This window comes from Reyranella sp., from assembly GCF_004297265.1.
Classification (GTDB): Bacteria; Pseudomonadota; Alphaproteobacteria; order Reyranellales; family Reyranellaceae; genus Reyranella.
The window spans coordinates 25583-51486 of record NZ_SCUT01000049.1 but is presented as its reverse complement, the minus strand read 5'-3'; the positions used below and the strand labels follow the sequence as shown (position 1 = coordinate 51486).

Annotated in this window: 26 protein-coding genes and 1 tRNA gene; 20 read left to right on the top strand and 7 right to left on the bottom strand. The window is 66.8% G+C overall.

Annotated features, from left to right (window positions below; all coding sequences use genetic code 11):
* The first annotated feature begins 100 nt into the window (after nucleotides 1-100).
* From EPO41_RS21570 to EPO41_RS21560, 3 genes are read left to right on the top strand one after another with little or no spacing between them, the layout of a single operon-like run.
* On the top strand, nucleotides 101-1873 hold the full coding sequence (locus EPO41_RS21570) for an acetolactate synthase 3 large subunit (RefSeq protein WP_296329516.1): 1773 nt from the start codon (nucleotides 101-103) through the stop codon (nucleotides 1871-1873).
* Nucleotides 1870-2379 (top strand): acetolactate synthase small subunit, encoded by a 510-nt coding sequence (gene ilvN, locus EPO41_RS21565; protein WP_296329513.1) that lies wholly within the window; start codon nucleotides 1870-1872, stop codon nucleotides 2377-2379. Before EPO41_RS21570 ends, ilvN begins: the two co-directional genes overlap by 4 nt.
* Before the next feature lie 2 nt (nucleotides 2380-2381).
* Nucleotides 2382-3002 (top strand): LysE family transporter, encoded by a 621-nt coding sequence (locus EPO41_RS21560; protein WP_296329510.1) that lies wholly within the window; start codon nucleotides 2382-2384, stop codon nucleotides 3000-3002.
* On the opposite strand, the gene EPO41_RS21555 is transcribed toward EPO41_RS21560, so the two are convergent.
* Nucleotides 2999-3553, bottom strand: coding sequence for a hypothetical protein (locus tag EPO41_RS21555; protein WP_296329506.1), 555 nt, complete (start codon nucleotides 3551-3553; stop codon nucleotides 2999-3001). The genes EPO41_RS21560 and EPO41_RS21555 overlap by 4 nt on opposite strands.
* A gap of 175 nt (nucleotides 3554-3728) precedes the next feature.
* Between EPO41_RS21555 and ilvC the strand changes: the two genes are divergently transcribed.
* Nucleotides 3729-4748: a ketol-acid reductoisomerase gene (gene ilvC / locus EPO41_RS21550; protein ID WP_296329504.1), complete on the top strand. Its 1020-nt coding sequence runs from the start codon at nucleotides 3729-3731 to the stop codon at nucleotides 4746-4748.
* 208 nt (nucleotides 4749-4956) lie between these two features.
* Here the strand turns inward: ilvC and EPO41_RS21545 are convergent, their stop codons facing one another.
* Nucleotides 4957-5715 (bottom strand): SDR family oxidoreductase, encoded by a 759-nt coding sequence (locus tag EPO41_RS21545; RefSeq protein WP_296329502.1) that lies wholly within the window; start codon nucleotides 5713-5715, stop codon nucleotides 4957-4959.
* A 38-nt stretch (nucleotides 5716-5753) separates the two neighbouring features.
* The gene (locus tag EPO41_RS21540) at nucleotides 5754-6512 is read right to left on the bottom strand and encodes an SDR family oxidoreductase (protein WP_296329499.1); all 759 of its coding nucleotides are present in this window, start codon (nucleotides 6510-6512) and stop codon (nucleotides 5754-5756) included.
* Nucleotides 6513-6555: 43 nt separating this feature from the next.
* Between EPO41_RS21540 and EPO41_RS21535 the strand changes: the two genes are divergently transcribed.
* The 9 genes from EPO41_RS21535 to EPO41_RS21495 all read left to right on the top strand — a co-directional run bounded on the left by EPO41_RS21535 (nucleotide 6556) and on the right by EPO41_RS21495 (nucleotide 15300).
* The gene (locus EPO41_RS21535) at nucleotides 6556-7656 is read left to right on the top strand and encodes a Zn-dependent alcohol dehydrogenase (RefSeq protein WP_296329494.1); all 1101 of its coding nucleotides are present in this window, start codon (nucleotides 6556-6558) and stop codon (nucleotides 7654-7656) included.
* Between the two features lie 17 nt (nucleotides 7657-7673).
* Entirely contained in the window at nucleotides 7674-8825 is a 1152-nt protein-coding gene (locus EPO41_RS21530; RefSeq protein ID WP_296329490.1) for an acyl-CoA dehydrogenase family protein, read from the top strand.
* A gap of 157 nt (nucleotides 8826-8982) precedes the next feature.
* Complete coding sequence (locus tag EPO41_RS21525; protein ID WP_296329487.1) at nucleotides 8983-9321, top strand: hypothetical protein; 339 nt, start codon at nucleotides 8983-8985, stop codon at nucleotides 9319-9321.
* Nucleotides 9322-9511: 190 nt separating this feature from the next.
* On the top strand, nucleotides 9512-10552 hold the full coding sequence (locus EPO41_RS21520) for a rod shape-determining protein (RefSeq protein WP_295141534.1): 1041 nt from the start codon (nucleotides 9512-9514) through the stop codon (nucleotides 10550-10552).
* A 41-nt stretch (nucleotides 10553-10593) separates the two neighbouring features.
* Nucleotides 10594-11496, top strand: a complete 903-nt coding sequence (gene mreC / locus EPO41_RS21515; RefSeq protein WP_296329484.1) for a rod shape-determining protein MreC — start codon at nucleotides 10594-10596, stop codon at nucleotides 11494-11496.
* Nucleotide 11497: 1 nt separating this feature from the next.
* Entirely contained in the window at nucleotides 11498-12070 is a 573-nt protein-coding gene (locus EPO41_RS21510; protein ID WP_296329482.1) for a hypothetical protein, read from the top strand.
* 13 nt (nucleotides 12071-12083) lie between these two features.
* Nucleotides 12084-13979 carry a penicillin-binding protein 2 gene (gene mrdA, locus EPO41_RS21505; RefSeq protein WP_296329479.1) on the top strand — a complete coding sequence of 632 codons (1896 nt, stop codon included), beginning with the start codon at nucleotides 12084-12086 and terminating at the stop codon, nucleotides 13977-13979.
* Nucleotides 13976-15130 (top strand): rod shape-determining protein RodA, encoded by a 1155-nt coding sequence (rodA, locus tag EPO41_RS21500; protein WP_296329475.1) that lies wholly within the window; start codon nucleotides 13976-13978, stop codon nucleotides 15128-15130. Before mrdA ends, rodA begins: the two co-directional genes overlap by 4 nt.
* Before the next feature lie 94 nt (nucleotides 15131-15224).
* Nucleotides 15225-15300 (top strand) — tRNA-Lys (locus tag EPO41_RS21495).
* Nucleotides 15301-15330: 30 nt separating this feature from the next.
* Here the strand turns inward: EPO41_RS21495 and EPO41_RS21490 are convergent.
* Nucleotides 15331-16290, bottom strand: coding sequence for a tripartite tricarboxylate transporter substrate binding protein (locus tag EPO41_RS21490; RefSeq protein ID WP_296329473.1), 960 nt, complete (start codon nucleotides 16288-16290; stop codon nucleotides 15331-15333).
* Nucleotides 16291-16475: 185 nt separating this feature from the next.
* Here EPO41_RS21490 and EPO41_RS21485 point away from each other — a divergent pair, with 185 nt between their 5' ends.
* The 4 genes from EPO41_RS21485 to EPO41_RS21470 all read left to right on the top strand — a co-directional run bounded on the left by EPO41_RS21485 (nucleotide 16476) and on the right by EPO41_RS21470 (nucleotide 21494).
* The gene (locus EPO41_RS21485; protein WP_296329469.1) at nucleotides 16476-17324 is read left to right on the top strand and encodes an SDR family oxidoreductase; all 849 of its coding nucleotides are present in this window, start codon (nucleotides 16476-16478) and stop codon (nucleotides 17322-17324) included.
* The gene (locus tag EPO41_RS21480) at nucleotides 17300-18856 is read left to right on the top strand and encodes an acyl-CoA synthetase (RefSeq protein WP_296329467.1); all 1557 of its coding nucleotides are present in this window, start codon (nucleotides 17300-17302) and stop codon (nucleotides 18854-18856) included. Before EPO41_RS21485 ends, EPO41_RS21480 begins: the two co-directional genes overlap by 25 nt.
* A gap of 99 nt (nucleotides 18857-18955) precedes the next feature.
* Nucleotides 18956-19846 carry a LysR substrate-binding domain-containing protein gene (locus EPO41_RS21475; protein ID WP_296329464.1) on the top strand — a complete coding sequence of 297 codons (891 nt, stop codon included), beginning with the start codon at nucleotides 18956-18958 and terminating at the stop codon, nucleotides 19844-19846.
* Between the two features lie 100 nt (nucleotides 19847-19946).
* On the top strand, nucleotides 19947-21494 hold the full coding sequence (locus EPO41_RS21470) for a metallophosphoesterase (RefSeq protein ID WP_296329461.1): 1548 nt from the start codon (nucleotides 19947-19949) through the stop codon (nucleotides 21492-21494).
* A 13-nt stretch (nucleotides 21495-21507) separates the two neighbouring features.
* On the opposite strand, the gene EPO41_RS21465 is transcribed toward EPO41_RS21470, so the two are convergent.
* Complete coding sequence (locus EPO41_RS21465; RefSeq protein ID WP_296329458.1) at nucleotides 21508-21756, bottom strand: hypothetical protein; 249 nt, start codon at nucleotides 21754-21756, stop codon at nucleotides 21508-21510.
* An 8-nt stretch (nucleotides 21757-21764) separates the two neighbouring features.
* Complete coding sequence (locus EPO41_RS21460) at nucleotides 21765-22274, bottom strand: DinB family protein (protein ID WP_296329455.1); 510 nt, start codon at nucleotides 22272-22274, stop codon at nucleotides 21765-21767.
* An 86-nt stretch (nucleotides 22275-22360) separates the two neighbouring features.
* Between EPO41_RS21460 and EPO41_RS21455 the strand changes: the two genes are divergently transcribed.
* Nucleotides 22361-23434, top strand: a complete 1074-nt coding sequence (locus EPO41_RS21455) for an ATP-dependent 6-phosphofructokinase (RefSeq protein ID WP_296329452.1) — start codon at nucleotides 22361-22363, stop codon at nucleotides 23432-23434.
* On the opposite strand, the gene prmB is transcribed toward EPO41_RS21455, so the two are convergent.
* Nucleotides 23431-24312, bottom strand: a complete 882-nt coding sequence (gene prmB, locus EPO41_RS21450; protein ID WP_296329449.1) for a 50S ribosomal protein L3 N(5)-glutamine methyltransferase — start codon at nucleotides 24310-24312, stop codon at nucleotides 23431-23433. The genes EPO41_RS21455 and prmB overlap by 4 nt on opposite strands.
* Nucleotides 24313-24332: 20 nt before the next feature.
* Between prmB and EPO41_RS21445 the strand changes: the two genes are divergently transcribed.
* On the top strand, nucleotides 24333-24725 hold the full coding sequence (locus tag EPO41_RS21445) for a hypothetical protein (protein ID WP_296329446.1): 393 nt from the start codon (nucleotides 24333-24335) through the stop codon (nucleotides 24723-24725).
* A gap of 5 nt (nucleotides 24726-24730) precedes the next feature.
* Nucleotides 24731-25867 (top strand): CoA transferase, encoded by a 1137-nt coding sequence (locus EPO41_RS21440; RefSeq protein WP_296329443.1) that lies wholly within the window; start codon nucleotides 24731-24733, stop codon nucleotides 25865-25867.
* Nucleotides 25868-25904: the final 37 nt, after the last annotated feature.

The window sequence follows — 25904 nt, the reverse complement described above, 5'->3', positions numbered from 1 at the left end:
TCGGTCGTTTTCGATTGACCGGCCCAAACCCGGCCCCTATGTTCCGCCGCGCCGCAAAACCCCCGTTTTGCGGCACATTTGTCAGAAGGAGATCGCTGTGATGAAGCCCGAGGAGTCCGCCACGACCGGCGCCGATCTGTTGGTGAAAGCCCTGATCGACGAGGAAGTCGAGGTCGTCTTCGGCTATCCCGGCGGTGCCGTCCTTCCGATCTACGATTCGCTCTTCAAGCAGAACCGGCTCCGCCATGTGCTGGTGCGCCACGAGCAGGCGGCCGTGCATGCGGCCGAAGGCTATGCACGCTCGACCGGCAAGGTCGGCGTGGTGCTGGTGACGTCGGGCCCCGGCGCGACCAACGCCGTGACCGGCCTCACGGACGCGCTGATGGATTCGATCCCCATCGTCTGCCTGACCGGCCAGGTGCCGACCCACCTGATCGGCAACGACGCCTTCCAGGAAGCCGACACGACCGGCATCACGCGCCCCTGCACTAAGCATAATTACCTGGTGAAGTCGGTGGGCGACCTCGCGCGTTCGGTCCACGAGGCCTTCTACGTAGCGCGCTCCGGCCGTCCGGGCCCGGTCGTCATCGACCTGCCCAAGGACGTGCTCATGAACAAGCACGAGTATGTGGCGCCGCCCAAGGTCGCGGTGACGCACAAGAGTTACCGGCCGCAGACCCAGCCCGATCCGAAGAAGATCGAGCAGGCGATCGAGATGATCGCGGGGGCCAAGCGCCCGGTGTTCTATGCCGGCGGCGGCATCATCAATGCCGGCCCCAAGGCGTCGAAGCTGCTGACCCAGTTCGTGCATCTCACGGGTTATCCGGTCACCAACACGCTGATGGGCCTCGGCTCGTTTCCGGCGTCGGACAAGCAGTTCCTCGGCATGCTGGGCATGCACGGCACCTACGAAGCCAACCTGGCGATGCACGGCTGCGACGTGATGATCAACATCGGCGCGCGCTTCGACGACCGCATCACCGGCAACCTGACGAAGTTCTCTCCGGGCTCGAAGAAGATCCACGTCGATATCGACCCGTCGTCGATCAACAAGAACGTTCGTGTCGACCTCGCCATCGTGGGCGATGCCGGCATCGTCCTGGAAGAGCTGGTGAAGGCCTGGAAGGCGAAACAGCCCAAGGTCGACCAGAAGGCGCTGAAGGCGTGGTGGGCCCAGATCGATACTTGGCGCGCGCGCAACTGCCTCGCCTACAAGCCGAACAACAAGGTGATCAAGCCGCAGTTCGCACTCGAGCGGCTCTATCACCACATCAAGGACAAGGACCACTACATCACGACCGAAGTGGGCCAGCACCAGATGTGGGCGGCGCAGTTCCTGAAGTTCGAGCAGCCCAACCGCTGGATGACCTCGGGCGGCCTCGGCACCATGGGCTACGGCTTCCCGGCGGCGCTGGGCGTGCAGATCGCCCATCCCGAGGCGCTGGTCATCGACGTGGCGGGCGAAGCCTCGATCCTGATGAACATCCAGGAGCTCTCGACGGCGGCGCAGTACCGCCTGCCGGTGAAGATCTTCGTGCTGAACAACCACTACATGGGCATGGTCCGGCAGTGGCAGGAATTGCTGCATGGCGGCCGCTATTCCGAAAGCTATTCGGAATCTCTGCCCGACTTCGTGAAGGTCGCCGATGCGTTCGGCGCCAGGGGCCTGCGCTGCGAGGATCCGGACAAGCTCGACGACACGATCAAGGAGATGATCGAGCTGAAGCATCCCGTCATCGTCGACGTCATCGTCGACGAGAAGGAGAATTGCTTCCCGATGATCCCGTCGGGGGCGGCGCATAACGAGATGCTGCTGGGTCCGGACGACAAGCAGTCCGCGAAGGTGTCGGAAGAAGGCATGGTGCTGGTGTGAGCAAGGATACGATCGTCGCCCATACCATCTCCGTGCTGGTGGCCAACGAGCCGGGCATCCTGGCGCGCGTGGTCGGTCTGTTCTCCGGCCGCGGCTACAACATCGAGAGCCTGACCGTCGCGGAGACCAACGCCCAGGAAAGCCAGTCGCGCATCACCATCGTGACCAAGGGCACGCCGATGATCATCGAGCAGATCAAGGCGCAGCTCGATCGCCTGGTGCCGGTCTATCGCGTGCGCGACCTCACGGTCGAGGGCCCGCATATCGAGCGCGAACTGGCACTGGTGAAGGTGAAGGGCGTCGGCGAAAAGCGCGTCGAGGCACTGCGCCTCGCCGACGTGTTCCGTGCCAAGGTGATCGACGCCAAGTCCGATTCCTTCGTCTTCGAGGTCACCGGCAACACCGACAAGGTCCAGACCTTCGTCGGCCTGATGGAGAACCTCGGGCTGGTCGACGTCGTGCGCACCGGCATCGTCGCCATGTCGCGCGGCGGCGAGGCGCTCTAGGCGTGGAGTACGTCGCGGCCCTCGCCGGGCTCGCGGTCGTCCATCTGCTTGCGGTGGCGAGCCCCGGCCCGTCGACGGTCCTCGTCATCCAGACGGCGGCCGTCTCGGGCCGCCGTGCCGGCCTGCTGGCGGCCTTCGCCATGATGCTGGGCGCGCTCGCCTGGGCGGCGGCCGCGCTCTACGGCCTGCAGATCCTGTTCGCGCGCTTCGAGTGGCTGTACGTCGCCTTCCGGATCGGCGGCGCGATCTACCTCCTCTATCTCGCCTTCATGCTGTTGCGCCATGCCGGTGCGCCGTTGCCGGAGGCCGATCCCGCCGCAGTGCGTGCCGGCGTCTGGCAGGGTTTCCTGAAGGCGCTGCTGCTGCAGCTCAGCAATCCCAAGGTCATGGTGTTCATGGGCAGCATCTTCGTCTCGCTGCTGCCCGCCCAGCCGCCGGCCTGGATGGACGCCACGGTGCTCACCATCGTGGCAATCAACGAATTCTGCTGGTTCGCGCTCTTGGCGCTGCTCTTCTCGGGCGAGACCGCGCGCGCCTTCTACCGGCGAACCAAGCTCTGGCTCGACCGGTTCATGGGTGGCGCGCTGGCGCTGTTGGGCCTGAAGCTGGCGCTCGACCGCTAGTAGTTGGACAGGCCCTTGATCGAGGCGACGCGGCCCTCGATCTCGGCCAGGTTGGCCGGCGGCTTGTCGATCACGAACAGCGCCTGGGTGCGGCCGTTCATCTGCAGGGGGTCGCCGCCCTCGCGCTGCTGCATCTCGCCCAGGAAGGTGCCGGCCGGGCGGCAGGTCAGCGTGGCGCTCAGCCCGCCGTAATTCACGCCCGGGTAGCGCAGGCAGATCTGGGTGATCTGCTGGCCGCTCGAATCGCTGGTGTTCTGGACCATCCATTCGCCCTGGAAGATGCGGCGCTGGCCGACCATCCAGACCAGGTCTCGGCCGTCCGCCGTCGAGTAGTGGATCTGGACCGGGCCGGGGCCGCGGGTCCACATCCAGGTATGGTTGCGCATCGCCCGTGCCGCGCCATGCACCGTCGAATTCTCCACGGCGTAGTCGATGCCCGGCATCGGGGTGGCCGGGTTCGTCGGGGCGTCGGAGGGCTGGGAGCAGGCAACCAGCACCAGAGCCAATGGCGCAATGGCGGACGCGGGGACGAAGGCGGAGCGAAGGGACATAGCGGGCTTTCCTCGGGGATCTGCGGGGCTTGGGTCACCCTCCGTCACGCATACCATATGTAGAAGCGCAAGGGGGACATGCGATAAGACGGGATTCGAGGCTGGTTTTTGCGAGCCGGGTTGTCTACTAACCCCCGTTCTTTGCAAGAAGCAGCTGCCAGGAGGATTGGCCCCTATGCGTGTCTACTACGATCGTGATGCCGACGTGAACCTGATCAAGGGCAAGAAGGTCCTGATCGTCGGCTACGGCAGCCAGGGTCATGCCCACGCCATGAACCTCCGCGATTCGGGCGTGAAGGACGTGCGCATCGCGCTGAAGCCCGGTTCGGCCACGATCAAGAAGGCCGAGGGCGCAGGCTTCACGGTGATGAGCCCGGCCGAAGGCGCCAAGTGGGCCGACATCGTGATGATGCTGACCCCGGACGAGCTGCAGTCGGACATCTACAACGCCGATCTCGCCGCCAACATGAAGCAGGGTGCGGCGCTCGCCTTCGCGCACGGCCTCAACGTCCACTTCAACCTGCTGACGCCGCGCGCTGACCTCGACGTGTTCATGATCGCGCCGAAGGGCCCGGGCCACACCGTGCGCTCCGAGTATGTCCGCGGCGGCGGCGTGCCCTGCCTGGTGGCGGTGGCGCAGAACTCCTCGGGCAACGCGCTCGAGATCGCGCTCAGCTACTCGTCGGCGGTGGGCGGCGGTCGCGCCGGCACCATCGAGACCTCGTTCAAGGAAGAGTGCGAGACCGACCTGTTCGGCGAGCAGGTCGTGCTGTGCGGCGGCCTCGTCGAGCTGATCAAGGCCGGCTACGAGACGCTGGTCGAGGCGGGCTACGCGCCGGAGATGGCGTACTTCGAGTGCCTGCACGAGGTGAAGCTGATCGTCGACCTCATCTTCGAGGGCGGCATCGCCAACATGAACTACTCGATCTCCAACACCGCCGAGTACGGCGAGTACCGTTCGGGCCCGCGCATCGTGACGGCGGAGACCAAGGCCGAGATGAAGCGCGTTCTCGACGACATCCAGTCGGGCCGCTTCGCCCGCGACTGGATGCTGGAGAACAAGGTCAACCAGGCCTCGTTCAAGGCGATGCGCAAGCGCATGTCCGAGCACCCGATCGAGGAGATCGGCGAGAAGCTGCGCGGCATGATGCCGTGGATCAAGGAAAAGGCGCTGGTCGACAAGGCCAAGAACTAAGCACTACGCGCGACATGGAAACGGGCCCTTCGGGGCCCGTTTTTGTTTGACTCGATCGTCAACGAACACCCTCATCCTGAGGAGCGCTCCGCAGGAGCGCGTCTCGAAGGATGGGCACGCGCACCACGTCCGTTGCCCATCCTTCGAGACGGCCCTTCGGGCCTCCTCAGGATGAGGTGGTGCAGAGCAACTCGGAGCGGCAGGCGTCTTAAATGATGTAACCGCCCCCCGACGCATCGAGCATCGCGCCGGTGATGAAGGACGATTCGTCCGACAGGAGCCACAGGACCGCCCGGGCGATCTCGGCCGAGGTGCCGACCCGGCCCATCGGAATCGATGCCTCGATGCTGGCGCGGAAAGCCTGGTCCTTCAGCCGTCCCTCGGTCATCTCGGTCAGCACCATGCCCGGCCGCAGCGAGTTCACGCGGATGCCCTCCGCCGCGACCTCGCGGGCAAAGCCCTTGGTGAAGGCGTCGACGGCGCCCTTGCTGGCCGCATAGGCGGAGGAGCCCAGCCGTCCGCCGAGCGTCGCCGCCATCGACGAGACGTTGACGATCGAGCCGCCCTTGCCGCCATGCCGCGTCGACATGCGCTTCGCCGCCTCGCGGCAGCACAGCATCAGGCCGGCGACGTTGGTGGCGAACAGATTGGCCAACACCTCGGCATCGTATTCGTCGACCCGGCCGCGTCGCCCATTGGTGCCGGCGCTGTTGACCAGATGGGTGATCGGCCCCAGCGCCGTCTCGGTTTCTGCGAACAGGCGGACGATGTCGGCCTCGCGCGCCAGGTCGCCGGGCAGGGCGATGGCCTTGCCGCCCCTGGCTTCGATGTCGGCCACCACTTTCTTGGCCTGCGTGTCGCGGGTTCGGTAGTTGATGGCGATGCGATAGCCAAGCGTCGCGGCCTGGCGGGCGGTCTCGGCGCCGATGCCCGAGGCGCCGCCGGTGATCAGGAGGGTCTTGTTCATGGGCCGATCGTATCGTGTCGTGGGGCCTGAAGCCCGCCCTAGATGATGTAGCCCCCACCCGAGGCGTCGAGCATCGCACCGGTGATGAAGGAGGCCTCGTCCGATAGCAGCCACAGGATCGCTTCAGCAATCTCATGCGCCTCGCCGATGCGCTGGATCGGAAGCGACGCGGCGACGGCGGCGAGGACGCCCGGCTCGTTGAGACGCCCCTCCGTCATTTCGGTCATCACCGGACCGGGGCGGATCGCGTTGACCCGGATGCCCTCGGCGGCGACTTCCCGCGCAAAGCCCTTGGTGAAGGCATCGACCGCGCCCTTCGTTGCGGCATAGGCCGACGCGCCGCGGCGTCCGCCCAGCGTCGCCGCCATGGACGAGACGTTCACGATGGCGCCGCCCCTGCCGTCATGCCGGCTCGACATGCGTCGGGTTGCCTCGCGGCAGCAGAGCATCAGGCCGATGACGTTCACCGCAAACAGATTGGCGATCACTTCGCGCTCATACTCGTCGATGCGACCACGGCTGGGGTCGATTCCGGCGCTGTTGACCAGGTGCGTGACGGGCCCGAGCGCGCGCTCGGTCTCCTCGAACAGGCGGACGATGTCGGCCTCATGCGCCATGTCGCCGGGCAGGGCGATCGCCTGGCCACCCTTGGCCTCGATGTCTGCGACCACGGCTTTGGCCTGGGCATCGCGGCTTCGATAGTTGATTGCGACACGATAGCCGCGCGCGCCGGCGCGGCGGGCGGTCTCGGCGCCGATGCCCGAGGCGCCGCCGGTGATCAGGAGGGTTTTGCTCATGGCGCGATGATATAGTGCCGCCAACCTTTCGGGAGGAAATTCAATGAAGGCCGCCGTTCTGTTCAAGCCCAACGAGCCGCTGCAGGTCGTCGAATGCGAGCTCGACCCGCCGAAGGCGATGGAAGTGCGCGTCAAGATGAAGGCGTCGGGTGTCTGCCAGAGCGACTGGCACATCATGAACGGCGACTGGCCGTCGCCGATGCCGATCGTGCCCGGCCACGAAGCGGCCGGCGAGATCCTGGAATGCGGGCCGGGCGTCACCACGGTGAAGCCGGGCGACCACGTGATCTTCTCGTTCCGCCCGCACTGCGGGCGTTGCCGCTACTGCACCCAGGGCCGCACCGTGCTCTGCATCGGCCGCGCCGCTGTGCCGCCGGGATCGCAGTACGACGGCACCCTGCGGCTGAAGCACAAGGGCGAGGGCATCAACCAGATGGCCCGCATCGGCACCTTCGCCGAGGAGGTGGTGGTTCCTGAGGAGATGGTGATCCCGATCCGCAAGGACATGCCGTGGCCGCAGGCGGCCCTCGTCGGCTGCTGCGTGGCGACCGGCGTGGGCGCCGTGACGCGCCATGCGAAGATCGAGGCCGGTTCGACCGTGCTGGTGATCGGCTGCGGCGGCGTCGGCCTCAATGCCGTGCAGGGCGCCATGCTCTCCGGCGCCTCCAAGATCATCGCGGCCGACATCCTCGACAACAAGCTCGAGATGGCCAGGACCTTCGGCGCGACCCATACCGTCAACACCGCGACCGACAACGACCCGGTGAAGAAGGTGAAGGAGATCACCGGCGGCCTCGGCGTCGACTATTCCTTCGACGCGGTGTCGATCGACCGGACGCAGGCGCTGGCCTTCGACGCGCTGGCGCCGGGCGGCCACGCCGTTGCGGTCGGCATCTCGGCGGCCACGGTGAAGGCGCAGTATTCGCCGATGATGATGGTGTTCGCCGAGAAGACGATGAGCGGCACCTTCTACGGCTCGGTGCGGCCCGACCTCGATTTCCCGGTGCTGGTCGACCACTACATGAACAAACGCCTCAACATCGACGGCCTGATCAGCCGCACCTACCGGCTCGAGGAGATCAACGAGGGCTTCAAGCGCATGATGGCGGGCGAAGTCGCGCGCGGCGTCGTGGTGTTCGATTAGCCCCTGGCAGCAAGGAGATGAGCACCCTCGACGAATTCGGCCTGACCGACGAACAGGTCCTGATCCGGCGTAACGTCGCCGACCTGCTGGCCCGCGTGCTGCCGCCGGAAGACATCCGCAAGCTCGACGAGGACTCGGCGTTTCCGCACGCCGCGTTCGATGCGCTGGCGGAAGCGGGCTACATGGCGCTGCCCTACGATCCCGCCTATGGCGGCATGGGCGGCAGCCGCAAGGATCTCGTCGTGCTGGTCGAGGCGCTGGCGCGTCACTATAGCGGCGCGTCCTCGCTCTACCTGCCGACCGTCGTCTATGGCGGCATGCACCTGCAGCTCACGGCGGGTGAGCATCTGCGGCGGCGCTACCTGCCGGAAATCTGTGCCGGCAGATTGAAGTCGGCCTTCGCACTGTCCGAGCCCGACACCGGATCGGATGCCTCGGGCATCAAGACGCGCGCGGTGCGCGACGGCAACGGTTATCGCATCACCGGCCAGAAGCTCTATATCAGCGCAGCCCACGTCGCCGACTATCTGATGGTGGTGGCCAAGACCGACAGCGAGGCGCGGCACAAGGGCGTGACCCTGTTCTGGGTCGATGCGCGTGCCGCCGGTCTCACCATGAAGCCGCTGCCGACGCTCGGCCGCCGCACCACGCACGCCAACGAGATCTTCTTCGACGGCGTGTTCGTGCCGGCCGATCATGTGATCGGCGAGGAGAATCGCGGCTGGTCGGGCCTGATGAAGGGACTGAACCTCGAGCGCCTGTGTCTCGCGGCGCAGGCCTGCGGCAACATGCATTTCGCCATCGAGTACGCCAAGCGCTTCGCCCAGGAGCGCGTGCAGTTCGGCCAGCCGATCTCGAAATTCCAGGCGATCCAGCACAAGTTCGCCGACATGCGCATCCTGCTGCGCACGACGCAGGCCCTGACCTATCGCTTGGCCGACATGCTCGATGCCGGATTGGATCCCGTCGAGGAGACGGCGATCGCCAAGATCCAGGGCACCGATGGCGAATTCAAATGCGCCCATCTCGCCATGGAGATCATGGGAGGCGCCGGCTACACGATGGCGCACGACATCCAGCGCCTGTTCCGCGACGTGCGGGTCGGCTCGATCGGCGGCGGCACCAACGACATCCAGCGCAACACCATCGCCAAGATGATGGGCCTCTAGAGGTGCGCAAGATCAATACAGACCTCACCCTGAGGAGGCGCGCAGCGCCGTCTCGAAGGGTGACTTCAACAACGATGTGCGGGTTGCGCACCCTTCGAGACGCGCGCCTGCGGCGCGCTCCTCAGGGTGAGGTCGGTCGTTTGTTGGTGGCCGCTTAGTGCGCAAGATCGGCGACGCGTCGTTCTTTCGCATCGTCGATCGCCTGCTGGAGCCCGGCACGTCGCGCGTGCCGCGGACGGCGTGGAGCATCGACGGCGTCGACTGGCAGCGCGAGCGGCACAGTTATGCCGGCGCCGGCCACGGCTTCACCGTCGAGGTCACCACGGGGCGCAGGAGCGGCGCTGCGCCGTGGAAGATGCTCGTCGTGAAGGAATACTGGCGCTCGGGCGGCGGCGAGGAGCTGAAGTCGCATCAATGGGCGCATATCGAGGCCGGTCGCCGCGCCGACGTCATGGCCTGGCTCGAGCGGCAGGAGCGTCGTCTCGCGGGTGCGTAAGGCGCTTGTGGCGCGCATTTTCAGCAGCGACGAATCGCGGAGGAGCACAAACAGTGACCATGGCTGCTGGCGGTTTGAATCGCCTTGCGAGCCTTGCCCTGCCGGTCTAAACCCGGTCGCACCCCGGTGCCGGACCTCGGAATGGCGCCAAATATTCAAGATTTCGCCGTAATTACAGAGACTTAACTCAATGCTGTCGCGCGTCATCGGGCTATTTTCGGCGGACATGGGCATCGACCTCGGTACGGCGAACACGCTGGTCTACGTGAAGGGTCGGGGCATCGTTCTCAACGAGCCGTCGGTCGTGGCGCTCACCACGCAGACCGGCAAGCGTCAGGTCCTCGCAGTCGGCGAGGAGGCCAAGATGATGCTGGGCCGTACCCCCGGCAACATCCAGGCGATCCGCCCGCTGCGCGACGGCGTCATCGCCGACTTCGAAGTCGCCGAGGCGATGATCAAGCACTTCATCTCGAAGGTGCACAATCGCCGCAGCTTCGCCCATCCGCAGATCGTGGTCTGCGTGCCCTCCGGCTCCACCGCCGTCGAGCGCCGCGCCATCCAGGAATCGGCCGAGAGCGCCGGCGCCCGCAAGGTCTGGCTGATCGAGGAGCCGATGGCGGCCGCGATCGGCGCCGGCCTGCCGGTGACCGAGCCCACCGGTTCGATGGTTGTAGACATCGGCGGCGGCACCACAGAGGTGGCGGTGCTGTCGCTGGGCGGCATCGTCTATCCGCGTTCGGTGCGCGTCGGTGGCGACAAGATGGACGAGGCGATCATCGCCTACATCCGCCGCAATCATAACCTGCTGGTCGGTGAAAGCTCGGCCGAGCGCATCAAGAAGACCATCGCCTCCGCCTGCCCGCCCGACGACGGCGAGGGCCGCACGATGGAGATCAAGGGCCGCGACCTGATGAACGGCGTCCCGAAGGAGCTGGTCATCACCGAACGGCAGATCGCCGAGAGCCTGCAGGAGCCGGTGAGCGCCATCGTCGAGGCGGTGAAGGTCGCGCTGGAGAACACCGCGCCGGAGTTGGCGGCCGACATCGTCGACAAGGGCATCGTTCTCACCGGCGGCGGTGCGCTGCTCGCGAACATGGACACCGTGCTGCGCCAGGCGACCGGCCTGCCTGTCTCGGTGGCCGAGGATCCGCTGCTTTGCGTCGCCCTTGGCACGGGCCATGCTGTCGAGAATATCGTACGACTGCGCGGCGTCCTTTCGTCGATGTACTAACAGGCCGCGCCGCCGCCCTCTTGGGTTAGTATGGGCAGGACATGGCGATTCGGGACGACTTCGAGGTAGTCGCGAGCCAAGTGCGCACCGTGGTGCAGCGCTTTGCCCTTGGCCTGCTCGTGATCGCAGCCTTCGGCGCCATGCTGGTCGGCAAGGCCGACACCGTCCTGGTCGAACATGCTCGCGTCCTGGCGCTCGACGTGGTGAGCCCGGTCCTCGAAGCGATTGCCCGGCCCGTCGCCTATGCCAACCGTGCCATCGCCGATCTCCGGGAGTTCGCCTCGCTGCGCGAAGAGAACGCCCGCCTGCGCGAGGAGAACGCCCGCCTGCTTGCCTGGCAGACCGCCGCGCGGCGGCTGGAAAACGAGAACGAGGGGTTGAGGAGCCTCGCCAGGTTCCGCGAAGGGCCCGAAGCGTCGTTCATCACCGCCCGCCTCGTGGGCGACAGCGTCAGCGCCTATATGCGCGGCGCGCTGCTGAATGTCGGCCGCCGGGTCGGCGTCGCGCCCGGCCAGGCCGTCGTCACCGGAGAGGGACTTGCCGGGCGCATCGCCGAGGTCGGCGAGAACAGCTCGCGTGTCCTGTTCGTGACCGACGTCAACTCCCGCCTGCCGGTGCTGGTCGAGCGCACCCGCGAGCGGGCCATCCTGGCCGGCGACAATTCACCCCGGCTGCGCCTCACCCTGCTGCCGAGCATCGCCGGTGTGCAGACCGGTGACCGCATCATCACCTCGGGTCATGGCGGCAGCTTCCCGGTCGGCATCCCTGTGGGCGAGGTCGTCGAGACCAGCGACGGCAGCGTCCGCGTCCGGCCCTTCACCGATTTCTCGCGCCTCGAGTTCGTGAGGGTCGTCGACTACGGCGTGACAGGACTGGTCGGAACGGGCGCGGCCGCACCGGCACCCGCCACGCCGCCGGGCGGCACCGCTGTGAGGTCCCGTTGACATGCGCGTCGATGGAACGCTCGCGATCCTTGATCGCTGGGGCAGGGCAGCCCTTCCAGGCACGGTGCTGCTGTTCTTCGTCCTGCTGACCCTGGCGCCGCTGCGCGCTCCTTACCTGTCGGACACACTGCCGCTCCTGCCGGTGCTGGTGGTCTTCCAGTTCAGCCTGGCAGCGCCCGAACGGCTGCCGGGGCCGCTGCTGCTGGCCATGGGCATCCTGCTCGACCTGCTGCTGGGCGGGCCGGGCGCGCCCGTGGGTGTCAGCGCGCTGGGCTTCGTGCTGGTTCGCGCCGCGGTCATGTCCAATCGTCGCTATCTGGTGGGCGTGCCCTTTTTGTTCCAGTGGGCGGGCTTCTGCATCCTGTGCTGGGGGTTCGTGGCGCTGGTCTGGGCCTTCACTACATTGTGGACTTGGGCACTCATCGATCCGGTGCCGGCGATATTGCAGTATGTCGTGGTGGTCGTGATCTATCCGCTCATTGCCCCGTTGCTCGCCCGCGTGCGCGCCCGCGACCCGCTGAACGTGCCCGAACTGTCGCGCGGGTCGGCGCGGCCCGGCGAGACGACGCCATGAAGCATTTCCGCCCATGAAACACTTCAGGAAAGGTGACGGCGAGCGCAGCGGGCTGTTCACGCGCCGCGCCCTCGTGCTGGGCGGTGCGCAGGCCGTGCTGCTGACCGCACTGGCCGGCCGCCTCTACCAGCTCCAGGTCGTGGAAACCGACCGTTTCGCCAACCTGGCGGACGAGAACCGCATCAGCATGCGGCTCCTGCCGCCGTCGCGCGGGCTGATCTTCGATCGCGGCGGCGCTCCGCTCGCGGTCAACCGCAACAATTTCCGCGTCATGGCGGCCTCCGATCGCGGCCGCGGCGTCGACGTGCTGGTCGAGCGCCTCGATCAGATCCTGGCCCTGGGCGACGCCGACAAGGCCCGCCTGCTGCGCGAGCTGCGCCGCAGCCGCAACGCGCAGCCCGTCGTCGTGCGCGAGAATCTCGGCTGGGAGGAGGTGGCGCGGATCGAGTTCAACGCGCCCGACCTTCCCGGTGTGTTCATCGATCTCGGCCAGTCGCGCGACTATCCCGAAGGCGAGCTGATGAGCCACATCGTGGGCTACACCGGACGCGTCGCCGACGAGGATCTCGCCGGCCGCGACGATCCGGTGCTGCAGCTCGCGACCATGCGGTTCGGCAAGAAGGGCGTCGAGCGCTCGTTCGAGGACGATCTGCGCGGCCGCGCCGGCGCCGTCCAGGTCGAGGTCAACGCCGTGGGCCGCGTCGTGCGCGAGCTCGACCGCACCGAGGGACAGCCCGGCGCCAATGCGCTGCTCACCATCGATCTCGACATCCAGCGCTTCGCCGCGGAGAAGATGAAGGAGCACCAGAGCGGCTCCGTGGTGGTGCTGGACGTCGTCACCGGCGACGTGATCGCCATGGTCTCGACGCCGGGCTTCGATCCCTCGACCTTCGCGCGCGGCATTACGCAGGGCGAATGGCGCGACCTGCTCGACGATCCCCAGAGGCCGCTGCACAACAAGGCGATCGCCGGCGTCTATCCGCCGGGCTCGACCTACAAGATGGTGACGGCGCTGGCGGCGCTCGAGTCGAAGGCGATCGACCCGTGGACCCGGCTGCCCTGTCCCGGCTACCTCGAGCTGGGCAAGATCAAGTTCCATTGCTGGCTGAAGGGCGGTCACGGCTCGACCAACGTCTCCGAGGCGATCGCCATGTCGTGCGACTGCTTCTTCTACGAGGCGGCGCGGCGGGCGGGCATCGACCGTGTGAGCGACATGGCCCAGCGCCTGGGCTTCGGCAAGGTGAGCGAACTCGGCCTGCCCGGCGAATCGGCGGCCAACCAGCCGACCCGCGCCTGGAAGCAGGAGAAGGTCGGCAAGGCCTGGCAGCACGGCGATACGTTCAACCTCGGCATCGGCCAGGGCTACATGACCGCGACGCCGCTGCAACTCGCCATCATGACCGCGCGCATCGCCAACGGGGGGTACGAGGTCCAGCCCAACCTGCTGCTGGCGAAGGCCACGCCGCGCGAGGAACTGGTGCCGCCGGTGCCGCGCACAAGGCCGACGGCGCCGTCGCTGCGGCTCAATCCGCAACATCTCGCGATCGTCCGGCAGGGCATGGCGGACGTGGTCAATGCCGGCCACGGCACCGCCAACGCACTGCGCGTCAAGCAGGCCGAATTCACCTTTGCCGGCAAGACCGGCACCGCGCAGGTCAAGCGCATCACCGAGCGCGAGCGAGAGATGGGCATCACCCAGGCCTCGCTGCCCTGGCACCTCCGCCACCATGCGCTGTTCGTCTGCTACGGGCCGGTCGACAATCCGCGCTATGCCTGCGCCGTGATCGTCGAGCACGGGCAGGCGGGCGGCGCGACCGCGGGGCCGATCGGGCGCGACGTGCTGGTCGAGACGATGAAGCGCGATCCGTCGCGCCGCACCGACCGCTTCAAGAAGATGGCGTCGCGATGAGCCTCACCGCGATGGGCAGCAGCCTGGCCCTCGACGCGCCGGCGCCGGTCGGTTTCGCCGAGAAGATCTGGCGCATCAACTGGGGGCTCGTGCTGGTGCTGACGGCGATCGCCGGCGTGGGCGTGCTGGCACTCTACTCCGCGGCCGGCGGGCGCTTCGAGCCGTGGGCGGCCCGACACGCGGTGCGCTACGGCTCTGCCCTGATCCTGATGCTGGTGGTGGCGCTGGTTCATCCCAAGGTCTGGCTGACGCTTGCCTGGCCGATCTACATCGTGTCCGTGCTGATGCTGGTCGCGGTCGACGTGATCGGCAAGATCGGCATGGGCGCCCAGCGCTGGCTGGTGATCGGCCCGATGCAGATCCAGCCGTCGGAGATCGCCAAGGTCGCGGTGATCCTCGTGATCGCGCGCTACTATCACGGGCTGCGGCGCGAGCAGGCTGGGCAGTTCCTCTACGCCTTGCCGCCGCTCGCCATGATCCTGGTCGTGGTCGGGCTTGTCATGGTCCAACCCGATCTCGGCACCGCGATGATGGTGCTGATGGGCGGCGGTGCGCTCCTGTTCGTGGCCGGCGTGCGGATCTGGATGTTCCTGGCGGCCGGCATCAGCGCCGTGGCCTGCCTGCCGATCGCCTGGTCGCTGATGCACGACTATCAGAAGAAGCGCGTGCTTACCTTCCTCGATCCCGACCGCGATCCGCTGGGCGCCGGCTATCACATCACCCAGTCGAAGATCGCCATCGGCTCGGGCGGCCTGTTCGGCAAGGGGTTCCTGAAGGGCACGCAGTCGTCGCTCAACTTCCTGCCCGAGAAGCAGACCGACTTCATCTTCACGACCTATGTCGAGGAATGGGGCATGGCCGGCGCCTGCGTGCTGCTGGCCCTGTTCGCGCTGGTCCTGGTCTGGGGCTTCTCCATCGCCTTCCGCAGCCAGCACCATTTCGGCCGCCTGCTGGCGCTGGGCGTCACGGCGATGATGTTCCTGTACGTGTTCATCAACACCGCCATGGTGATGGGCATGCTGCCCGTCGTCGGCGTGCCGCTGCCCCTGGTCAGCAACGGCGGCACCGCGCTCTTGTCGGTGATGTTCGCCTGCGGCCTGCTGATCGGTGTCAACGTCTACCGCGACGCCCAGCTCCCCCGGACACGGTAAGCAGGCCTGCAAAATTTCCTTCAAAAGAGTCTATCGACAAGGCGAACCCGCCTTGGTATAGCCGCCGCCTTCCGGGCAATGACCCCAGAAATGGGGGCGCATAGCTCAGTTGGTAGAGCAGCTGACTCTTAATCAGCTTGTCCCAGGTTCGAGCCCTGGTGCGCCCACCATTCCCGGATGCTTTAGTCAGCGCCCGTGCCTCACTCCGGTTCGATGCCGGCGGCCCGGGCGGATGCCTTCCAGGCCTCGATCTGACCCTTGAGATAGGACCCAAGCTCCTCGGGGGTCGAGGTCGCGAGCGCGAAACCTTGCGCTTCCAGGGTCTTGGCCACTTCGGGTTCCTGGATGACTTCGATCAGCACCTTGTTGAGGCGTGCCACGATCTCCTTCGGCATCTTCGCCGGGCCGAACATGCCGCCCCACGAGGTGATCGTGAATTGCGGCAGGCCTGCTTCGTAGATTGTCGGAACGTCGGGCAGGATCGTCGAGCGCTGCTTTAGAGTCGTCACCAGGGCCCGTAGCTTGCCGCTCCTGACGTGGCTGAGGCCGGTCGTCGGCGTGCCGATCATCATGTCGATGCGGCCGCCCAGGAGATCCACGATCGCCTGCGGCTCGCCCTTGTAGGGGACGTGGACCATCTGGGTGTCGGTCAGCGCCGCGATCTGGGCCACGCCGACGCTGCCGGTGGTGTTGCCGCTGCCGTAGGAAAGCTTTCCCGGGTTGGCCTTGGCGTAGGCGACGAGCTCGGCCAGCGTTTTGGCCGGCACGTCCGCGTTCAGGTACAGGAAGAAGGTGAAGTAGCCGACCATCGTGATGGGCGTGAGATCCACCATCGGATCATAGGGCAACGACTTGCGCAGGGCCGGGGCCGCCGCGATCGGGCTGTTGGAGGCGAACAGCAGCGTGTAGCCATCGGGCGGCGCCTTCGCGACATCGGCCGCGGCGATCACGCCGTCGGCGCCGGGCTTGTTGTCGACGACGACCGGCTGGCCCAGTTTTTCCGAAAGACGCTTGCCGACCGTGCGGACGAGCACGTCGCTCGCCGTGCCCGGCGTTCCCAGGGTGACCAGCCGGATCGGCCGGTTGGGGTAGTCCTGGGCCTGCGCCGGCGCCGCGGCCGCAATGGCCATAACCATGGCCAACGTGATCAATCTCTTCATTGTTGCCTCCCTATGGCCTGGTCTTGTGCGCCGGACCGTGGACGCCAGTTTGTTATGGGAGGCTCCGGCATCGCCAATATCGAAAGGGCATGGATCGATACCGGGAAAATATTGGGAGGGAGGGGGCCGGTTGCCTAGGTTTCGCCGCTCGACAAGAAGCACGCGACAGGCGGTAAGGAAACCCCATGAACATCCCCCAGGTGGCAACCCGGCCCGATCCCTACACCGGTACGGAAAGACGACCGCGGATCTTTCGTGACGATCTTCTCCAGGGGCGCATAGGCCTCGTCACCGGCGGCAGTTCGGGCATCGGTCTCGGTATCGTCCGGAGTTTTGCGGAACTCGGCGCCACGGTCGTCTTCATCGGGCGACGCGAAGACAAGCTTGCGGAGGCCCGGGAGCACCTGCTTCGCGACCTGCCGTCCGCGGAGCTGGTCACGATCGCGGTCGACGTGCGCAACCACGCGGCGATGCGCGAAGCGGTCGACGGGATCGTCGGCCGGTTCGGATGCCTGGACATCCTGGTCAACAATGCCGCCGGCAACTTTCATTGTCCGACCGAGCAACTGTCGGAGAACGGATGGCGGGCCGTCATCGACATCGACCTGAACGGAACGTTCAACGGTTGCCAGGCCGCTCTGGCCGGCCTCAAGGCCTCGTCCCATGGCGGCCGTATCATCAACATCACCGTTCCGCAGGCCCTGTCCGGTTGGCCCGGCAGTGCGCATGCCGCATCGGCCAAGGCGGGCGTGCTCTCCCTGACCCGCAGTCTTGCCGTCGAGTGGGGTGGCTACGGCATCCGGGTCAACAACGTCCTGCCGGGCCCGATCGCCGGAACCGAGGGGCTGAAGCGGCTGTACGAGGACCGCGGCATCGCCGACCACGAATATGAGCGCATGGCGATGGGTACCTTCGGCCTGGTCGATGACATCGCCAACGCCTGCGCGTTCCTCGCATCGCCGGGCGGGGACTTCGTCACCGGCTGCGATTTCATGGTCGATGGCGGGCGGTGGCTGAAGCGCGGCTGGGTCTGACGTCGGTGGCCGAGTTCAGGCAGGCCGATCGGTCGATGTCGCGCCGCGAGCTGCAGGCTCGCGTCCGGAAGGCGGCCGGCGGTTTTGCCGCGATGGGAATGGGAAGCGGCGACACGGTCGCGCTGTTGATGCGCAACGATATCGCTTTCCTCGAGGCGAGCCTCGCGGCGACGCATGTCGGGGCCCATACCGTGCCCATCAGCTGGCATTCGACGCCTTCCGAGGTCGCGTACATCCTCGAGGACAGCGGCGCGAAGATACTGGTTGCGCATGCCGATCTGCTCATGCCTCTCGGCGACGATATCCTGGCAGGCCTCACCATTTTCGCGGTCGCAACCCCCTCCGACGTTATCGAAGCGTATCGAATCGATGCACGTGCCGCTGTTCCGCGGGGTCCGGCAAGAAATTGGAGCGACTGGTTGCAGGCCCAGGCCGCTGATGCCGGCCCATCGAAGGCTATGTCCCAAAGCATGCTCTACACTTCGGGTACCACCGGAAGGCCGAAAGGCGTTCGGCGGTTCGCCCCGACGCCTGAGCAACAGCGGCTCATGGCGGAAACCCGGCGCACCGTGTACGGCGTGACGCCGGAGGCGCGCATCCTGCTGCCAGGGCCGCTCTACCACGGCGCCCCGAATGGCATTGCGCTCAGTGCCGCTGCCACAGCGGAGCTCCTGGTCCTCATGCCGCGCTTCGAGCCCGAAAGGCTGCTGGCGCTGATCGAGGAACATCGCATCACCAGCCTGTTCATGGTGCCGACCATGTTCGTCCGGTTGCTCGGCTTGCCTGACGAAGTCCGCCGGCGCTACGACCTGTCCTCGCTGCGCTTCGTCCTGCATGCCGCCGCACCGTGTCCGGTAGATATAAAGCGCCAGATGATCGAGTGGTGGGGACCGGTGATCAACGAGTTCTACGGCGGAACCGAGACGGGGCCGATTGCCTTCAGCACCTCGGCCGATTGGCTCGAGCGGCCCGGTTGCGTCGGCAAGGCGACCGATCATGCCATCGTGCGCGTCCTCGACGACGATGGGAACGATTGTCCGGCCGGCGTGCCCGGCGAAATATTCGCGCGGCTCGCCCACTATCCCGACTTCACCTATCACGGTCAGGAGAACAGGCGCCGGGAGATCGAACGCGATGGCTTCGTCACCTTGGGCGACATCGGCTACCGGGACGAGGCCGGCTTCCTGTTCCTCTGCGATCGCAAGCGCGACATGGTGATCATCGGTGGTGCGAACGTCTATCCGGCCGAGGTCGAATCGGTGTTGAGCGCCATGCCGGGTGTGAAAGACTGTGCCGTCTTCGGCATTCCCGACGCCGAGTATGGCGAAGCGCTGATGGCCCTCGTCGAGCCATATCCTGGAGCGGTGCTCCAGCCCGAGACGGTCAAGGCGTTCCTGAATGGCCGACTCAGCGGCTTCAAGTTGCCTCGGCGCGTGGAAATCCGGACGGGGCTGCCGCGCCACGACTCCGGCAAGATCCAGAAGCGCCTGCTGCGCGCGCCCTACTGGCAGCAAGCCGACCGGCACATCTAGTCTGCCTGGGCGGAGCGACAGCCCGCGATGGCATCGCGAACTGGCCCATCGTCGCGTCCTGTGCCAGCGTTGCGCCATGCGATCGGCCACGCTGCCACCATGAAGATCAGCCAGCTCAAGTACTTTCTGGTGCTTGCCGAGGAGCTTCATTTCGTCAAGGCGGCCGCGCGACTGAACTTGTCGCAGCCGCCGCTCAGCCGTCAGATCCGGGCTCTCGAACAGGAGCTGGGCATCGAGCTGTTCGTCCGCGCCAATCAGCGCGTCCAGCTGACCGAGGCGGGCACCGCCTTCCATCATGACGTCCGGGAAATGTTTGCCGCGCTCGATCGCGCGACCGCGCATGCCAAGGGTGTCGCCCAGGGGGAGGTCGGGCGGATCGTGCTGGGAATGACCGGCTCGGCTTCGCTGGGAATCTTTCCGCGCATCCTCGAGCAGTTTCATCGCGAGTTCCCGCAGGTGCGCCTTGAGATGCGGCATCTGATCAAGGCGGAGCAGATTGCAGCCCTTGCCGGGGGAAAGATCACCCTGGCCCTGACCCGCTCGCCGGTCCGGGAGCGGGACATGACCTCGGAGGCGATCTACCGCGAACCCTTCATCGTGGCGTTGCATGAGCGTCATCCCCTGGCGGCGCTCAAGGTGGTTCCGCTGGAGAAGCTCGTGAATGACAAGTTCGTGCTCTACCGCGGCAACGCCTCGCCGAGTGTGGCGGACGAAATCGTCGATCTGTGCCGTGCCGCGGGCTACTACCCAAATATCGATCAGGATACCGGCGAAATGCAGACGGCCGTCAGTCTGGTCGCGGCGGGGCTCGGCGTCGCCGTGGTCGCCGATTGCATCCGGAGTCTCCAGCTGCCGCGCGTCGTCTATCGACCCTTGAGCGTCCGGAGCAGGAGAGTGCTCTCGAAGCTCTATGCGATCTATCGCAAGGACGACCCGAACGTCCTTCTCAAGGCCTTCCTGAGGTTGGCCAAGTCCATTGGGCAGGCCTGAGGGCGACTGCGATTTCGGTTGAGGAAGTCGATCCCCCGGATACAACGGATTCCTCCGGAGTTCGCCGTCCATGCGCATCGTCTGCATCGCTCTTGCCTTCATGTTTGCCAGCCTTGGCGCACACGCCCAGACCTCGTCGCGGGACTTCTTCGCCTTCGTGATGCTGGCGGAGGGCCGTGATGGTCAGCCCGTGCCGATGGTCCGCAGCGTTGCCGAGCGTGCACCGGCCTGTCCGGTGCTGCGCTCCTCCGCGGGCGGTGCCTCCACGACGATGACGCCGCGCCGCCGGCCGCCGGGCGGTCATTTCGACGCCGTGACGGTCTGCGAGGCACTCTATCCGGTGGGCGAGGCGGCCAGCGTCTTCCTGGGCGATCGTCGCATCGACCTGCCGAACGTTTCGCTGGGCACGCCGCGCCGCGTCGTGCTGATCGGCGACAGCGGCTGCCGCGGCGAGGCGCTCGACAAGCCGCAATATTGCGGCGGCGACGGCTTCGCCAAGGTCTGGCCGTTCGGCGTCCTGTCGGACGAGGAGGCCGACAAGCGCCCCGACCTGATCGTCCATGTCGGCGACTACAATTATCGCGGCACCGAGCGCGGCCTGGTGCTGCCGCCGAGCCTCACCGGCTACGCCGCGCCGCTCAAGGTCAACGTCTACGATACCGGCGATCTCGATGACGAGGACGAGGCCAGCCTCCCCATCGGGGCCGCCTTTTGGAGCCAGAACATCGAGGGCAGTCCCAACCCGGACAAATGGACCAACTGGCGCGACGATTTCTTCCGGCCGGCCGCGAAGCTGCTGGTCGCCGCGCCATGGCTGATGAGCCGCGGCAACCACGAACTCTGCAGCCGCGGTGGGCCCGGCTGGTTCTACCTGCTCGATGCCGGCTCGACCCTGCTCGGCCCCGGTCATCACCAGAAGGAATGCCCTCCGCAACTGCCGGCGGACTGGCGCCCTGGCGCCTGGCCTGCGCCGCCAGCGCAGCCCTTTGCGGGCCTGCCCTTCCCGATCGTCTCCAACGCGCCGTTCCGGCTGAAACTCGGAAAGCTGAACATCATCGCCGTTGATTCGGCAAATGCCGCCGATGCGGTGCTCTACAATCTCGAGACCTACCTCACGCAGTATCGCGACGTCGCGAGGATGCTCGAAGAGGATCCGACGCCGACCTGGCTGGTGACACACCGCCCGGTCTGGGCAGTGGTGAAGCGCGACAAGGGCGGGCCGATCGGCCTCACGCCTTACGGCTTCATCAACGAGACCCAGCGCGAGGCCATCAATCGCGTCTTCGGCCGCGGGCTGCCGCCTCACGTCACCGCCGTCATCGCTGGCCACATGCACCGGTTCCAGGCGATCGGCTTCGAGGGGCCGCGCCCGCCGCATCTGGCCGTCGGTACCGGCGGCATGGAGCTGTCGCACGTGCAGCCGCCGCCTTCGCCGGACGATCCCAGGGCACCGGTGCGCGTCGAGGGACTCGACAGGAGCCCGGCCTGGATCGTCGGCCTGCGCGACTTCGCGGCGATGATCGTGCGGCCGGTCGACGACGGAACCTGGACCAGCGTCCTCTACGGTACCGGGGGCGAGACTCTCGCGGTCTGCGATTCGCGCTGGCCCGGTCCTGGCCGCACCCGGTCGGTCTGCGAACTCAAATAGTGTTGGCGGTTAGTTAGGGACAGTCGAAGCCCGTCCGGCGAGGGCTGGCGACCCCCTCGGCAGCACAGCCATCGACGACACCGAGGGGCGAGTTCGCGATCGGCCGCGTTGTGCCGCCCGAATATTGATAAAGCAGCAGCGCGTTGGGCACTGCATAGCTGCGCCCGGCCAGCGGCGTCGTCCTGTCGTCGGCGGACTGTTGCGGGCTTGCGCAGGCGGCCAACGCAAGAACGAGGGAGAAGGCGGCAAGTCTGGAAATCATGGGATTCCTCATGCGCGGCCGGCAGCGACCTCCCGCTGATAAAAGAGCAGGTCGAGTTCCGGCGCAACCTTGCCGAGGCCCGTCAGGATCATATGGGCGTGACCGCGGTGATGGGTCTGGTGGTTGAACCAGTGGTCCAGCGCCGGCATCAGCTCCTGCACGAACTCGTCGGGCGTCGAGACGCGGCGATAGCGGATGACGCCGGCAAGTCGCCTCTCGTCCAGACTTTCGATCCTGGCGACGATGCGACGGTCTTCCGCCTCGCGGGCCGCCCGCAACTCGGCAAAGCCTTCGTGCAGGATCGCGTCGAGCCGGTCCGGCGCATCGCCTTCGCCGGTGAAGCGTTTCAGCCAGATGCGATCGGTTGCCAGCAGATGATTGAGCGTGCCGTGCATCGACTTGAAGAAGGCGCCACGATCGGCGCGATACTCGGCATCGTCGAGTCCGGCCGCGGCCGCGTAGAGCCGGCGGTTGGCCCAGGCATTATATCCCGCGAAGGTGTGGTAGTGCTTCCTCATGCCTTGATTTTGCGCTGGTCTGTTTCGCTTTCAAGATTGATCGGCTCTTTCAACCAGTCGTTCGCACGGCAGCCAGGAGTACCAAGATGACGAAACGGATCGGCATCCTCACCAGCGGCGGCGACTGTGCCGGCCTCAATGCCACGATCCGCGCCGTCACGCTGCGCGCGCATCATGGCCATGGCTGGACGACCGTCGGACTACGCTACGGCACGCTCGGCCTGCTGGAGCGCCCCGTACAGGCGGTGACGCTCGATCCCGACCGGCTTAGCGCTGCGCTCGCACGGCAGGGCGGTACGTTCCTCGGCAGCACCAATCGCGGCAACCCCTTCGCCTTCCCGATGCCCGACGGCAGCCGCAAGGACCGGTCGGCTGAGATGGTCGAGGGGCTGAAGCAGCTCGGCCTCGACGGGTTGATCGGGGTCGGCGGCGACGGCAGCCTCGCCATCCTGCGCAAGCTCCTCGGCCCTTCGGGTATCCCCTTCGTCGGTATTCCCAAGACCATCGACAACGATGTCGGCCAGACCGAGCGCGCGATCGGCTACTCGACCGCGGTCGCGATTGCCACCGAGGCACTCGACCGCTTGCAGCCGACCGGCGCCAGCCACGATCGTACGATGGTGCTGGAGGTGATGGGCCGCGATGCCGGACACATCGCCATCGCGGCGGGTATAGCCGGTGGCGCCGACATCGTGCTGATCCCCGAAATCCGCTGGCGGCTGGAGAATGTGGTCGAGCACATTGCGGCCCTGCGGACCGTGGGACGGACGTCCGCCCTGGTCGTGGTGGCGGAAGCCGCCGGCCAGTCGGACGAGGCAGCCGATCCCTCGGCCGATGCGCCCGATCACGGCGTCGGCGACTGGTTGGCCAAGCGGCTGGCGAAGGCCACCGGCGCGGAAGCGCGGGCGACGGTCCTGGGGCATGTGCAGCGCGGCGCCATGCCGACGGCAGAGGACCGTCTGCTCGCCTCGGCGCTGGGCGTGCGCGCGGTCGACCTGCTGGCCGAAGGAAAGGGCGACCACATGGTGGCCTGGTGGAACCGGCAGGTGATCGACGTGCCGCTGTCGAAGGTGGTCGGCAAGTCGCGGACCGTCGACCCCGATGGCACGCTCGTCCGCACCGCCCGCGCCCTGGGGATCTGCCTTGGGGATGCGGCCTAGGCGAGGTCGCTGCGCGACAGCCAGAAGACCTCGCCTTCGCTGAGTTCCGTGTCGAGCCAGATGAAGGGCAGCCGCGGATAGGCGGCTTCGAGCGGTGGCCGGCCGCGGCCGATCTCGCACACCAGGCCGCCGCTCTTCGTCAGGTGCTTCGGCGCTTCGGCCAGGATGCGATGGACGAGATCCAGCCCATCGTCGCCAGCCGCCAGCGCCATGCGCGGCTCGTGCCGGAATTCGGGGGGCAGTTTGGCCATGCCGCCAGCATCGACATAGGGCGGGTTGCTGATGATCAGGTCGTAGCGCTGGCCTTGCAGCGGCTTGAAGAGGTTGCCGCGATGCACGGTGATGCGGTCGCCGAAGCGATGCGTCGCCACGTTGCGCCGGGCCAGTGCCAGCGCGCCGGCCGAGAGGTCGACCGCATCGATCTTCGCGCGCGGAAAGGCGAGCGCCGCGAGGATGGCGAGACAGCCGGAGCCGCAGCAGAGATCGAGGATGCGCCGCGGCTTGGCGGTCGGGAGGGCGCCGCCGGCCAGCAGGTCGCCGATGAAGGAGCGCGGAATCAGTGCCCGGCGATCGATGTGGAACCGCACGCCGTGCATATAGGCGGCTTCGAGCAGATAGGGGGCCGGCATGCGCAGCGCGATCCGCGCCTCGATCAAGGTCATGAGGCGCGCCTTCTCGGGTTCGGTCGGCACGAGGTCGAGCCACGGATCGATCCGGTGGATCGGCAGGCGCAGCGCTTCGAGCACCATGAAGGCGGCCTCGTCGACCGCGTTGGTCGTGCCGTGGCCGTAGGTCAGCCGCGCGCTGCGGAAACGCGCGACGGCAAAATGGAAGAAATCCCCCAGGGTGACGAGAGAGGGTTTGGTCGCGCGTGCCATGCGGGCCTACATTAGCGGATATGAATCGCCGCGCGCTTCTTTTCGCCGGACTCGCTGTCGCGGCGGCCGCCGGTGCTCCGGCACGCGCCGTCCCGGCGGAGATCAGGGTGATCCTGATCGGCGGTCCGGACTGTCCGCCCTGCGTGCGCTGGAAGCGCGAGTATCTCGCCGCCTGGATCGCCTCGCCCGAGTTTCGCCAGGTCGCCTGGGAAGAGGTCGAGGCGGCGCGTTTCCGCGAGGCCTACCAGGAGCGATACTGGCCGGGTGACCTGGCGCCGATCCTCGCCCAGATCCCTCGCAAGAGCGGGGCGCCGCGGTTCCTGATCGTGCAGGCGGGTCGAATTGTGTCGAACCACCTCGGCGTCAGCAAATGGGCAAGCACGCTCGACGATCTCCGCAAACTCCTGGGATAGGCAACATGGCAGGCGCACTCGACGGTCTGGTCGTCCTCGACCTCACGACCCATCTCTCCGGTCCCTTCTGCGGCATGCAGCTCGCCGACATGGGCGCCGACGTCATCAAGATCGAGAGCCCGCAGGGCGATTCGATGCGCGGCGCGCCGCCGTTCGTCGAGGGTGAATCGGCGCCCTTCATGCTGTGGAACAGGAACAAGCGCGGCCTCAGGCTCGACCTCAAGAACGAGGACGACCTCGAGGTCTTCTGGGAGCTGGTCGACGGCGCCGACGTGGTGCTGGAGAATTTCCGTCCAGGCGTGATGAAGCGGCTGGGCCTCGGCTGGGAAGAACTGCACGCGCGCAACAAGCGCCTGGTGCTGGGCTCGATCTCGGGCTTCGGCCAGACCGGCCCTTATGCCGCGCGCGGCGGCTTCGACCTGATCATCCAGGCCATGTCGGGCCTGATGTCGGTGACGGGTCCGAAAGACGGCCCGCCCTACCGCATTCCGCTCGCCATCTCCGACGTGGGCGCCGGCCTCTATCTCACCATCGGCGTGCTGAGCGCCCTGCAGGCGCGGCACAAGACGGGCGAGGGCCAGTGGGTCGAGACCTCGCTGCTCGAAGCCACCGTGTCGCTGGGCGTCTACGAGGCCGCCAACTATTTCGCCAATGGCCTCAGGCCGGAGAAACTCGGCCAGGGCCATCGCGGCTCCTCGCCCTACCAGGTGTTCCAGACGGCGGACGGATGGCTGACCATCGGCGGGGCGCAGCAGAACTTCTTCCGCCGGCTCTGCGCCCTGATTGGCCGGCCGGAGTTGCCCGAAGATCCACGCTTCAAGGCCAATGCCGACCGCGTGAGGAACAACGAGGCAATCGTCGCCATCCTGCAGGCCGAGATCGCGAAGCGCACGACCGACGACTGGATGGCGACCTTGGAGAAAGAGGGTATCCCGGCCGGGCCGGTGCTGCACCACGACGAGGTCTTCGCCGATCCGCAGATCCTGGCGCGCGGCATGGTGGCCGAGGTCGAACATGCCAGGGCCGGCCGGCAGAAGACGCTCGGCGTGCCGCTCAAGCTGTCGGCGACGCCGGGCGGTGTCCACCGTCCGGCGCCGACGCTCGGCCAGCATGACGCGGAAATCCGCGGCAGGGGCCGTTGATTCGCCTGGGCCGCTCTTCCTTCGGCGCTCACGGACA

What these genes read in the sequence shown, in the direction of transcription:
- EPO41_RS21570 (WP_296329516.1), top strand. Translation starts at nt 101, where the DNA reads ATGAAGCCCGAGGAGTCCGCCACGACCGGCGCCGATCTGTTGGTGAAA.
- EPO41_RS21555 (WP_296329506.1), bottom strand. Translation starts at nt 3,553, where the DNA reads ATGTCCCTTCGCTCCGCCTTCGTCCCCGCGTCCGCCATTGCGCCATTG.
- ilvC (WP_296329504.1), top strand. Translation starts at nt 3,729, where the DNA reads ATGCGTGTCTACTACGATCGTGATGCCGACGTGAACCTGATCAAGGGC.
- EPO41_RS21545 (WP_296329502.1), bottom strand. Translation starts at nt 5,715, where the DNA reads ATGAACAAGACCCTCCTGATCACCGGCGGCGCCTCGGGCATCGGCGCC.
- EPO41_RS21540 (WP_296329499.1), bottom strand. Translation starts at nt 6,512, where the DNA reads ATGAGCAAAACCCTCCTGATCACCGGCGGCGCCTCGGGCATCGGCGCC.
- EPO41_RS21535 (WP_296329494.1), top strand. Translation starts at nt 6,556, where the DNA reads ATGAAGGCCGCCGTTCTGTTCAAGCCCAACGAGCCGCTGCAGGTCGTC.
- EPO41_RS21530 (WP_296329490.1), top strand. Translation starts at nt 7,674, where the DNA reads ATGAGCACCCTCGACGAATTCGGCCTGACCGACGAACAGGTCCTGATC.
- EPO41_RS21520 (WP_295141534.1), top strand. Translation starts at nt 9,512, where the DNA reads ATGCTGTCGCGCGTCATCGGGCTATTTTCGGCGGACATGGGCATCGAC.
- mreC (WP_296329484.1), top strand. Translation starts at nt 10,594, where the DNA reads ATGGCGATTCGGGACGACTTCGAGGTAGTCGCGAGCCAAGTGCGCACC.
- EPO41_RS21510 (WP_296329482.1), top strand. Translation starts at nt 11,498, where the DNA reads ATGCGCGTCGATGGAACGCTCGCGATCCTTGATCGCTGGGGCAGGGCA.
- mrdA (WP_296329479.1), top strand. Translation starts at nt 12,084, where the DNA reads ATGAAACACTTCAGGAAAGGTGACGGCGAGCGCAGCGGGCTGTTCACG.
- rodA (WP_296329475.1), top strand. Translation starts at nt 13,976, where the DNA reads ATGAGCCTCACCGCGATGGGCAGCAGCCTGGCCCTCGACGCGCCGGCG.
- EPO41_RS21490 (WP_296329473.1), bottom strand. Translation starts at nt 16,290, where the DNA reads ATGAAGAGATTGATCACGTTGGCCATGGTTATGGCCATTGCGGCCGCG.
- EPO41_RS21485 (WP_296329469.1), top strand. Translation starts at nt 16,476, where the DNA reads ATGAACATCCCCCAGGTGGCAACCCGGCCCGATCCCTACACCGGTACG.
- EPO41_RS21475 (WP_296329464.1), top strand. Translation starts at nt 18,956, where the DNA reads ATGAAGATCAGCCAGCTCAAGTACTTTCTGGTGCTTGCCGAGGAGCTT.
- EPO41_RS21470 (WP_296329461.1), top strand. Translation starts at nt 19,947, where the DNA reads ATGTTTGCCAGCCTTGGCGCACACGCCCAGACCTCGTCGCGGGACTTC.
- EPO41_RS21465 (WP_296329458.1), bottom strand. Translation starts at nt 21,756, where the DNA reads ATGATTTCCAGACTTGCCGCCTTCTCCCTCGTTCTTGCGTTGGCCGCC.
- EPO41_RS21460 (WP_296329455.1), bottom strand. Translation starts at nt 22,274, where the DNA reads ATGAGGAAGCACTACCACACCTTCGCGGGATATAATGCCTGGGCCAAC.
- EPO41_RS21455 (WP_296329452.1), top strand. Translation starts at nt 22,361, where the DNA reads ATGACGAAACGGATCGGCATCCTCACCAGCGGCGGCGACTGTGCCGGC.
- prmB (WP_296329449.1), bottom strand. Translation starts at nt 24,312, where the DNA reads ATGGCACGCGCGACCAAACCCTCTCTCGTCACCCTGGGGGATTTCTTC.
- EPO41_RS21445 (WP_296329446.1), top strand. Translation starts at nt 24,333, where the DNA reads ATGAATCGCCGCGCGCTTCTTTTCGCCGGACTCGCTGTCGCGGCGGCC.
- EPO41_RS21440 (WP_296329443.1), top strand. Translation starts at nt 24,731, where the DNA reads ATGGCAGGCGCACTCGACGGTCTGGTCGTCCTCGACCTCACGACCCAT.